Genomic DNA, 10,213 nt, shown 5'->3' with positions numbered 1-10,213 from the left:
TTATTCCTGTAGTTTTAGGACTGTGGACTAAAATTACTAACGTAGATGTCTAACATTGACTACTTTTGGGTAGCTTTGTCCAGGTTTTTACGAGCGGTAACTTGTACTGGTGTTGTTTGCTGAAGCCCGAAATGTTCGTCACCAAGACGGCGAGGGTGCGGGCGATCGTGAATAAATCCGAGACGACAGTGGGCCCTTCTCCTGCTTCCGGTGCGCTGTACCCCACTGTTCCGTAGATGTCCCCATCTAAGTCGTCAATGCGCCGCACCCCACCCATATCGATCAGTTTCACGTCATTGCTTTCGAGCATGACGTTATCCGGTTTGAAGTCGCAATAAACTAAACCTTGCGCGTGCAGGTAGGCAAAAGCGCCGAGAATGCGATGAATGTAGGCGATCGCTTCAGCAACAGGTAACACTCCGCGCGTCTTGCGAATCTCCTTGAGCGTCTGACCTCCAACGTACTCCATAATGATGAAGCCTTCGTTGAGGTGGTTGACGAAGTTGTAAATCCCAACGATGTTGGCGTGTTTGACAGAGGCGAGGAATTGGCGTTCGGCTACAGCAACGGCAGCACTGGCTTCGTCCTCCGTGTTGAGCAACCCCTTAAGAACGACGTAGCGCGACAGACTCCTATCAAATCCCAAATAGATCCAGCCGAGTCCCCCGTAGGCGATCGCACCTTTGACTTCGTACTGGTTAATGACGCGATCGCCTGGTTTGAGGCTGGGAACGAAGGAATACTTATGACCGCACTTCGGACAAAACCCTCTTTCCCGACTTAAAGCGTTGTTGCAACTGGAACAGAAGCGTTTGTTTTCCGGGACGACGGCTTCTACAAGCAGCGCCTTTTCCGGTTCAGTGGAAGGGAGTTCCGGAATCGACACCAATCCCGCACCTAATTGTTTGCGGCTGCTTCTAGAGGCGCTACCCGTGCGCCGGGAACTGCGGCTGCTTGCGGAGGATGAACCCGTCGGCGTACTGGCTGTGGGTGAATTGGTTCTCGATAAGCTCGCGTTCGATGCAGTGGGGAGAGGGGAGGAAAGCAGCCGTTCAGCGGTTTTAACGGCAGCCATGCCGCAGACATCACAATAGCCATCCTCGATCGTTCCCGTACAACCCGATTTTTGGCATTTATCGCCATCCATTATGACAGATTTCCTTAAGAAAGAATTGGTGTATGGTGGATTCTTTCAGTATGCGCGACGAACCCAAGTTCAGGGATATTTGGGATAGCTTTGCAATGGAATTTAACGAAATTTAACGATTCGATCGCCTTTTAGACAAGGGTTTTAGAATTTAGTTTGCGATCGGCCACACAAACGAGACAGAAATTCTCATATTGCGGTCATTCTGTTAATCCTTTTTATCTAAAAAAGCCACTATTTTTAATAAAGCTTCACGATAGATTTTTTTGCCATCAGCATTGAGGTGAACGCCATCCGAAGTCAAATTAGCCTTCAAAGCTTTACCTTCAAATAACGGCTGCAAACCAGCTTCATCAATTGATAAATTTTCAGCAGCAGCAACCTGGCGAATCAACTGATTAAACTTATCGACTCTCGGAATCGGAGCAGCAACAGTAACATCGCGACTGGCCTCAATAGTGGAATAAAAAGCTGGCATCAAAATCACCTGTTTCGCCCCCATATCTTTTTTGACAGTGCTAATTATTTGCCGCATATTTTTCACAAATTGTCCGTCCATAGTTCTGTAAATAGCATCGTTTGTCCCGAGAGCAACAATCGCGCGATCGCACTTAACTTGAGCAGCAGTTAAAAACTTAAGCTGTTCCAACTGAGAAATCGCAGTCAGGCCAGAGATCGCAAAATTGAAAGAATTGTCACCCAGATTATTCCCCAGCATCGAAGTGATCGAATCTCCAAAAAAACAAGTTTTGATATGCGCGTTCCGAGTCACAGCAACTTGATACTTTACCTCATCTTGCCACCAAGACTGAGAACTCAGCGTATCCGTCGGCAATTCCAGATAATTTGCATTCGCCATTACCAAAATTCTGCCCAAATAGCCCCGCTTCCCTATGTAGATTAAGATAATAGATAGCAAAACTACATTTAACACAATCGAAAATATAAAAACATTTTTCATTTTTTTCTTCCCAACGCACAATCTATTATTGTCATCTAAAAAAGGTTTGTAGTGAGGACTTCAGTCCTTATTTTTGCGGGTCAAAATGCTCACTACAAACGATTATCAAAAAATTTTTCTTTATTTTATTCTAGTCTGATGCCGACTTGCATTCCTCACTACAATCAAATTCTGAAACATTTCTTCTCTCTTCTCTTCCTCTCTGCGTTCTCTGCGCCCTCTGCGGTTCAAAAAAAACAATTCTGTATGTAACGCGAATCTTAAAGCATAACTTTTAACCTTCAAATCCCGTGACTTTTTCCAAGCACCCAACTGCGGCGAAAAATCCGAGCCAAAGTCGATTCTTCCAACGCAAAATAGATCGGGCGGCCGTGTGGACAAGTGCGCGGATTGCGAGTTTGCTGCCATTCATCCAACAAATTTTGCATTTGAGAAAGATTGAGAGGAGTACCATTGCGAATAGCGCTACGACAAGCAGTAGCAACTTGAGCAGCTTGCAAATCTGCGACTTTACTGAGTTCAAAAAGCGCATCCGCACAGTCATCTCGATCGACCAATAAATCCGGTACTTCCCGTGCCGCCCATAACTGTTCGCCAAAACTTTCTACTTCCAAACCCAAGCGGGACAAATTCTCAATTTGCAGGGCAGATAATTGACTGAGAATCACTGGTTTTTCTAGAGATTTTAGCTGCCAATCAGCGCAGATACGTTCGTACAAAACGCGCTCGTGAGCGATGTGCTGTTCGACTAACCACATTCCGCTAGAGTGTTCTGCAACAATGTAAGTATTATGAACTTGAGCGATCGCCCTCAGTTCCATCAATCCTATTTTACGACCTGTTGTCTGTTCGTCACCGCCATCACTCTTTCGAGCTGAAGTCCCCACACTGTAAGCACTTTTTTGTTCTGATGCTTTCAACAACTGTCCCACGCGATCGGGAATTGGAGGATCTGCCAAAACCTCATCATTCAGGTGCAAAGCCCGATCGATTGCCGCGCCAACTTGTGCTTGCCAAAAACTCGGATCGTGCAGATAAATTTCCACTTTAGCCGGGTGGCGGTTCCAGTCGATTTCCGAGGGGGAGAGTTGTAGGTGAACAAAACACACGGGATAGCGATCGCGCGGACAAGTGCGGGCGAAGGCGCTGAGAATAGTTTGCTCTATTTCGGGCGATCGCACAACCCGTCCATTCACCGCCACCTTAACCCAATCCGGCCGCCTGCGGTGACAGCGATCGGGCAAACCAATTACTAACTCCAAAGACTGGGAATTGGGAATTGGGCATCGGGCATTGGGCATTGGGAATTGATAATTGTGGTTGTTTGTAGCTCCCACAAGTTGAGTTTCTACCAAAAAAATTGCAGCTTTCTGATTCTCAGGACTCGCAGGCAAATCTAACTTTAAATATTGTAAATCGCTCGATCGCACGCCGCGCACAAACTGAGGTAAAATCTGTTCCGCTGTGCTCGCCGAAGTTATGTAAAAACAAGGCGCATTTGCTTGGCGCAACTGCCAATTAACGTAGGGGTGACAAATTGCAATTTGCTGGAGGATTGATTGGATCGATCGCATTTGCTGTGCCGGCGACAAAAAAGTGCGGCGCACGGGCCAATTGCCAAACAAATTAGCCACAGTCACCACCGTGCCCGGAGCAATTGCCACTGTTTCCAGCTCCACAGCTTCCCCAGCGTTGTTGTAAACTACCCGCCAGCCCGATCGAGCATTTTCAACTCCCGGCTGGTTCAAAGATGACTTCTCAACTCCCCCCCTTGTTAAGGGGGGGCTAGGGGGGGTTTCCGCAGACTGTCGATTTTCCCAATAATCTCCGAATCCCAAATCGTTGGGCCTGCTCAAAACCTCCAAACAGCCCAACTGAGCCAAACTGTGCAAAGCTTCACCGCGAAATCCCAAAGTAGCAATTTTGTAAAGGTCAGCTTCCGTGGTAATTTTGCTCGTACTGTGAGGCGAAGCCGCCTGCTGCAAGTTTTCCCGATCCATTCCCGTACCATTATCGGCAACTTGCACCCGCCATTGTTCGGGCCAAACAGACACAACGATGCGAGTTGCGCCAGCATCCAGAGAATTTTCTACTAATTCTCGTACCGCAGCGGCGATCGAGTCAATAACTTCGCCTGCGGCAATTAAATCGATAACTTCTGCGGGTAAGGTTTGAATAGTAACTGGCATCAGATTTTTAGCGGTTCGTTAATTCAATTATACCTGATTCTGCCACTCCATACACACGATCGCGATCCGCCCAAAAACTGGTAATGTTCCAAATAGTTAAGTCGTAGATGTTCCCAACATTTTAGACAAAAGTTCAAGCTCCCAGATTCACTTGTGGGGGCAACTATCCAATCTCAAACTTGTCCTGAGCATCTTGTCCTGAGCGTAGCCGAAGGGAGCCGAAGGAAGTCGAACAATCTCAAATCGATTAAATGATTGATTGAAGTCGGTGGTGACAAACAAACATTACTTAAACTCCACAGACTAACTGATGACTTTTGGCAAGCGGATGTAAAAAGTGGTTCCTTTTTTGTTTTCCGACTCATAACTAATTTCCCCTTTGTGAGCATCAACAATCGACTTAGCAATCGCCGTTCCCAAGCCAGTACCAGTCCGCTTGCCATAGGTTATAAACGGTTCAAATAACTTGTCCTTGATTGATTGCGGAATGCCAGGGCCGTTATCATAAATGCTAATTTCTGCCCAATCCTCACTTTCTGTCAGCATAATCTCTATTCGGCCCCCGCGTCCGCCAAAAGCTTCAACAGCATTCCCAACTAAATTTTGTAAAACTCGCAAAATCTTATTGTCGTCAGCTTCCACTATCACTTCTGATACCCCCAGCACTAAGTCTACTTTTGCAGCCTCAAAATAAACTCTGTTCAACTTTTCAAACTGCTGCAACGTCTGGATGAGATTAACTGGTTTTTTATTTAATGCAGAGTTCCCACGCGAAAATTCTAATACTTCCTCAGCCATCCCCAACATTCGCTGAACTTGCAACTGAATAAGTTCACACCATTCCTGAGTTTCAGCATCGGGGTGCATTTCTTTGAGCATTTCGCTGGAGAGTTTAATTCCGGTAAAAGGACTTTTGAAATCGTGAATAATTGTGCTCACCATTTCACCCACCAAAACCATTTTTTGTTTGTGTACGAACTGGCTAACATATTGATCCGTGGTAGAGCGCAAATTTTTAATAATGAAACTAAACATTTGCATTACTGAACTGCCTTTAGCAAACTCGAGGTTTGCTATCAATTCTTCGCGGCCTATTTTGGCCAAACTCGATCCGGCAACTGCCACAGCTCTAGCACTGCGAGGCTCTCCGTCTAAAACTCCGAGTTCGCCAAAAAAATCGTCGGGCTTAGCGACAGCAATAGTTTGATATTTACTGTTGTCAATCCGCTTGCTAAACTCGACTTTACCTTCTAAAACTAGATATAAAAAATCGGCTGTTTCTCCTTCTTCAAAAACCACCGTTTCTTCAGCAAAACTTTCCAATACAGCTATTTGGCACAGATGAGCAGCTTGAAGAGGTTCAAAATAAGACATAAATCGATGAGATGCCAGATCCATGTGAAAATACCTGAGGCTTAATTGAAACTGTTTCTTTCTTCTATCTTCGCGCTATAAGCATCGATGCGTTAATAAAATACAATACTGCTGGAATTTGCTGTTATTTTCTGGAATCCCTGGCTTTGAGGGAAGGGTAAGCCTCGATATGGAGAGCCAGACTAGCACAGCGGTACCAGAAATCTCACCAACATTCTAAGTTAATTGACTAAAATACATATATATGATATTTGATCTCAGATTTAAATGGGAAGTGCGATCGCACTTTCGGACACGCCCCCACAAGATTTTAATTGTAGAGAGATGCTGCAATTTCAATGCCGATCGCCTTCGATTACCAAAAATTAACGATCGCCCGACAACACAATCCCAGCATTCTGCCCGCCAAAACCAAAACTCAAACAAACCGCATTTCTCACAAAAGTCGATCGGGCGCAGCGAACAAAATCTAACTCAAACCCCGGTTTTTTTATGCCAGTACAAGGCGGCAACACCTGGTATTTAATACCCATCAAACAAAAAGCCACGCCCAAAGCACCCGAAGCTCCCAAAGTATGACCAGTAGCCCCCTTCGTCGAACTAACAGCAACTCCTTGGCGAAACAATTTCTGAATTAACAGGGCTTCGTGTCGGTCATTTAAATCAGTTCCAGTACCGTGAGCGTGAATAAAATCTATATCAACCGCCGTTAAATTGCTACGTTTCAAACATTGATTTACCGCCGCGATCGCACTTTTTCCGCCCAACTCCGGCGAATTAGCATGAAAAGCATCATTTGTCAACCCAAAGCCGGAAATTAGACCGTAAATTCTAGCGTTGCGGCGCGTTGCCAACTCACTTGATTCTAATACAAATAAAGCCCCGCCTTCGCCGAGCACCAAGCCTTCCCGCTCTTCGTCAAAGGGATAACAGCCCGTGTTTGCCAAAGCACCCATCCGGTTAAATCCAGCCACAGTCAGCGGTGTAATTGGCGCTTCAACAGCACCAGCGATCGCGCGCTGACACTCACCGGTGCGGATTAAATCAACAGCGCGGGCGATCGACTGTAGGCCCGTCGCACAAGCAGCCATCGGCGCCAGCACAGGCCCCATCGAGCCAATTGCCCTCGCCACCGCGATCGCCCCCATGTGAGGCAAAAAGTCCACGAATTGGGCATCGGGAATTGGGAATTGGGCATCGGGAATTGGGAATTGGGAATTGGGCATCGGGAATTGGGAATTGGGCATTGGTAATTGGGCAATTCTCCCCATCTCCCCCTCTCCCCCTCTCCCCCTCTCCCCCTCTCCCCATCTCCCCCTCTCCCCCTCTCTTAGCAACAGTTCCAAATTAGCCTGAAAGCCGCGACTAGAACCGATCGCAATTCCGCAATCAGGAATCGGCAAAGTCAAATTAGCATCTTGCAAAGCATCTGCTAAAACAGGCAAAATTAAACTTATTAAATCAGCAGGTTTTGTACCTACCAAAGCCAAAAGTTGCGGTTCAAGTTCTAAAAAAGGTTGATGTTGCCGAATTCCCGACTCCCCAGATAACAATCTTTTCCAGCTATTTTCCAGATTTCCCAACGCTGAAACAAGACCAATTCCCGTAACCACAACATCCATAAGTATCAGTTAGAAGGCAGTAGTTATTAGTTAGTTGTGATTAGTTATTCGTAATCTATGACTTGTTGGTTGTTGATGCGTAGTTATCAGGTATTAGTTTTGGCTTGTTACCAATAACCAATAACTACTACCAACTCCCAACGGCAAACTGTCAACTGTCAACTGTCAACTGTCAACTGACTAACTAGCAGCCTTAAAATTTTCTAAACCCTGGGTCACAGTAGCCTTATCAATCCGATCGCCCGCTTGAATCTTATCAACAACATCCATCCCTTGCTTCACGTAGCCAAAAACCGCATAGCTACCGTCCAAAAACGGCACATCGGTCAAAGTAAAGTAAAACTGAGAAGAAGCCGAATCAGGACTTTGCGATCGAGCCATAGCCACAGCCCCGCGAGTGTGCATCAACACGGGTTTCTGAGCAATCCCAGCTTGTTCTAGCGTTTGGCTGTAAGTCGGGTTCGGGGCATCTTTAGCTTTAATTTCCAAAGGAATCCTGCGTTCGACAGATGTTTTCGGGTCAATAAAGCCCCCAGTTCCCAGCCGCGACGCAGGGAATTTAGGGTCTTTGCCCTGGGGGTCGCCACCCTGAACTACAAAAGGCTGAGGTTCCCGCACCACTCGGTGAAATACCAGCCCGTCGTAGACTCCTTTCTGAATCAAATCGACAAAATTGCCCGCAGTAATTGGGGCATTTGTGCCGTCGAGTTCGATCGTAATCGGAGTACCTTTAACCGTCATCACTACCGTTGCTTTTCCTTGCAAGCGTGGCAAATTGCTAAATTGCGAACTCGCCGCCACAGCAGCAGGAGACGGAGACGGAGACGGAGACAAAGAAATGCTTTCACCCGACGCCGGATTTGGTGTCGGAGTAGAGTTTGCAGCAGGGGAACTACCGCATCCCCCGACAAACAGCGCGCCAATTATTAAAAGTGAGAAGAACCACCGCTGAATTTTGATTTGCATTTGCATTTGTATTTTCACTTTCACTTCATTCAGATCGGGTACATGGCCGGGCGCACTCTAGATTTATCGATTTTGTGCGCCCCGCCGTCCAACCTACAAAACATTACCAATATCAAATCGAAAATCCCAAATCCCAAATCCCAAATCTCTACAGCCCTTCTAGGGACACTTGCAAAAATCGAGCCAATTCGGCAGCTTGATTTTCCACATCAGACAAAGAAATGGGCTGTCCGACTCTTGTCAGGGGAAACTGACGGCGGTCTTTGAGCTTAAGATAAATGCTGCGGCGGGGGCTGAGACCTTCTTTAATATCGACCCGCACAGATTGCACGTCCGATGTCTTGCAAGTAAAATCAAGTTTGCGGTTTTTGCCGGGAAATCCCCAACGGAAGATCCGAATGTTACCTGTTTTGCGATCGAACTCATTGTATCCGCCGCCAACATCCCAGAGAACAGTCAGCCACAGATAAAGCCCCAACAGCAGGGCGCAGACACCGTAGAAACCCATCGCGATGCCTTGGGGGATGAAAATAAGCTGAGTCGGGTCAGCAAAAGGCAGCAGGTTCTTGTGTAAGTAGCTGGAAATGCTCGACAGCAGGAAACCAGTCCCTCCAATGCTGACAACCGTTGCCCACCAGTAATTGCTGAAGCGACGAGATCCCAAAACCTCATAGCGCAGGACAGAATCGATCGAGGTCATTGTTTTTGCAGTCATAAATTTAAACAGCCTTAAACCAAAATTTTAATTCAACTAGCCTACCTTAGTCTCACTCCGCTGGCGCGATCGCCCAGTCACGATCGCGATTCTGTATCAACTCCTGCTGTTCTAGTTGAAAATTAATGAACTTATAATATATAGTTATGTTAAGTTTAATTAGAAACCTTGGTCTTTTAACAAGCAAAAGGATTTTACCGTAATGACAATCGCAGTCGGACGCGCCGAGAACGAAAGAGGCATCTTTGATGTACTCGACGACTGGCTCAAGCGCGATCGCTTCGTCTTCGTAGGCTGGTCTGGCATCCTGCTATTCCCCTGCGCTTACATGGCGATCGGTGGCTGGTTAACCGGCACCACCTTCGTTACCTCCTGGTACACCCACGGTTTGGCAAGCTCCTACCTCGAAGGAGCCAACTTCCTCACCGTCGCAGTCTCCACCCCAGCCAACAGCCTCGGACACTCCCTGCTGTTCCTGTGGGGCCCCGAAGCACAGTGGGACTTCACCCGCTGGTTCCAACTCGGTGGTCTGTGGGCATTTGTCGCCCTCCACGGCGCCTTCGCACTGATCGGCTTCTGCCTGCGTCAGATCGAAATTGCCCGTTTAGTCGGCATCCGTCCCTACAACGCCCTCGCATTCACAGGCCCGATCGCCGTGTTTGTGTCCGTGTTCCTGCTCTACCCCTTGGGTCAATCAGGCTGGTTCTTCGCCCCCAGTTTCGGCGTCGCAGCAATTTTCCGCTTCCTCCTATTCCTGCAAGGCTTCCACAACTGGACGCTCAACCCCTTCCACATGATGGGCGTTGCAGGCATCTTGGGCGGCGCGCTGTTGTGCGCTATCCACGGTGCCACCGTGGAAAACACCCTGTTTGAAGATGGCGAAGGTGCTAACACTTTCCCAGCTTTTAACCCAACTCAGTCAGAAGAAACCTATTCCATGGTTACAGCTAACCGTTTTTGGTCGCAAATCTTCGGAATTGCGTTCTCCAACAAACGTTGGTTGCACTTCTTCATGCTGTTCGTACCCGTCACAGGCTTGTGGATGAGCTCCATCGGTATCGTCGGTTTAGCATTAAACCTCCGCGCCTACGACTTCGTATCACAAGAATTGCGCGCTGCTGAAGATCCTGAGTTTGAAACGTTCTACACTAAGAACATTCTGCTTAACGAAGGCATTCGTGCTTGGATGGCTCCGACCGACCAACCCCACGAAAACTTCATCTTCCCTGAAGAAGTTCT

General features: G+C 47.3%; 8 protein-coding genes. 1 reads left to right on the top strand and 7 read right to left on the bottom strand.

The annotated features are described in order from the left end of the window. Positions 1 to 49: 49 nt before the first annotated feature. From JGK16_RS31110 to JGK16_RS31080, 7 genes are all read right to left on the bottom strand, one after another. Positions 50 to 1,147 carry a serine/threonine protein kinase gene (locus JGK16_RS31110; protein ID WP_293193712.1) on the bottom strand — a complete coding sequence of 366 codons (1,098 nt, stop codon included), beginning with the start codon at positions 1,145 to 1,147 and terminating at the stop codon, positions 50 to 52. Between the two features lie 208 nt (positions 1,148 to 1,355). Beyond that, entirely contained in the window at positions 1,356 to 2,108 is a 753-nt protein-coding gene (locus JGK16_RS31105) for an SGNH/GDSL hydrolase family protein (protein WP_293193714.1), read from the bottom strand. A 281-nt stretch (positions 2,109 to 2,389) separates the two neighbouring features. Continuing rightward, positions 2,390 to 4,297, bottom strand: a complete 1,908-nt coding sequence (gene mutL / locus JGK16_RS31100) for a DNA mismatch repair endonuclease MutL (RefSeq protein ID WP_293186885.1) — start codon at positions 4,295 to 4,297, stop codon at positions 2,390 to 2,392. Between the two features lie 303 nt (positions 4,298 to 4,600). Beyond that, positions 4,601 to 5,695, bottom strand: a complete 1,095-nt coding sequence (locus JGK16_RS31095; RefSeq protein ID WP_293186886.1) for an ATP-binding protein — start codon at positions 5,693 to 5,695, stop codon at positions 4,601 to 4,603. A gap of 341 nt (positions 5,696 to 6,036) precedes the next feature. Further along, positions 6,037 to 7,293: a beta-ketoacyl synthase N-terminal-like domain-containing protein gene (locus JGK16_RS31090; RefSeq protein WP_293193716.1), complete on the bottom strand. Its 1,257-nt coding sequence runs from the start codon at positions 7,291 to 7,293 to the stop codon at positions 6,037 to 6,039. Positions 7,294 to 7,473: 180 nt separating this feature from the next. Then, positions 7,474 to 8,259 carry a peptidylprolyl isomerase gene (locus JGK16_RS31085; protein WP_293186888.1) on the bottom strand — a complete coding sequence of 262 codons (786 nt, stop codon included), beginning with the start codon at positions 8,257 to 8,259 and terminating at the stop codon, positions 7,474 to 7,476. Positions 8,260 to 8,407: 148 nt separating this feature from the next. Beyond that, entirely contained in the window at positions 8,408 to 8,974 is a 567-nt protein-coding gene (locus tag JGK16_RS31080) for a photosystem I assembly protein Ycf4 (RefSeq protein ID WP_293186889.1), read from the bottom strand. A 202-nt stretch (positions 8,975 to 9,176) separates the two neighbouring features. Between JGK16_RS31080 and psbD the strand changes: the two genes are divergently transcribed. Beyond that, positions 9,177 to 10,213: photosystem II D2 protein (photosystem q(a) protein) (gene psbD / locus JGK16_RS31075; RefSeq protein WP_293193718.1), on the top strand; the 1,037-nt coding region annotated here is incomplete at its 3' end.

The sequence above is a fragment of the Microcoleus sp. PH2017_09_SFU_O_A genome (assembly GCF_020738625.1).
Lineage (GTDB): Bacteria > Cyanobacteriota > Cyanobacteriia > Cyanobacteriales > Microcoleaceae > Microcoleus.
This window is presented reverse-complemented; position numbering and strand designations above follow the sequence as displayed.

Coding starts and splice junctions, on each gene's coding strand:
- JGK16_RS31110 (WP_293193712.1), bottom strand. CDS start 1,147: ATGGATGGCGATAAATGCCAAAAATCGGGTTGTACGGGAACGATCGAG.
- JGK16_RS31105 (WP_293193714.1), bottom strand. CDS start 2,108: ATGAAAAATGTTTTTATATTTTCGATTGTGTTAAATGTAGTTTTGCTA.
- mutL (WP_293186885.1), bottom strand. CDS start 4,297: ATGCCAGTTACTATTCAAACCTTACCCGCAGAAGTTATCGATTTAATT.
- JGK16_RS31095 (WP_293186886.1), bottom strand. CDS start 5,695: ATGGATCTGGCATCTCATCGATTTATGTCTTATTTTGAACCTCTTCAA.
- JGK16_RS31090 (WP_293193716.1), bottom strand. CDS start 7,293: ATGGATGTTGTGGTTACGGGAATTGGTCTTGTTTCAGCGTTGGGAAAT.
- JGK16_RS31085 (WP_293186888.1), bottom strand. CDS start 8,259: ATGCAAATCAAAATTCAGCGGTGGTTCTTCTCACTTTTAATAATTGGC.
- JGK16_RS31080 (WP_293186889.1), bottom strand. CDS start 8,974: ATGACTGCAAAAACAATGACCTCGATCGATTCTGTCCTGCGCTATGAG.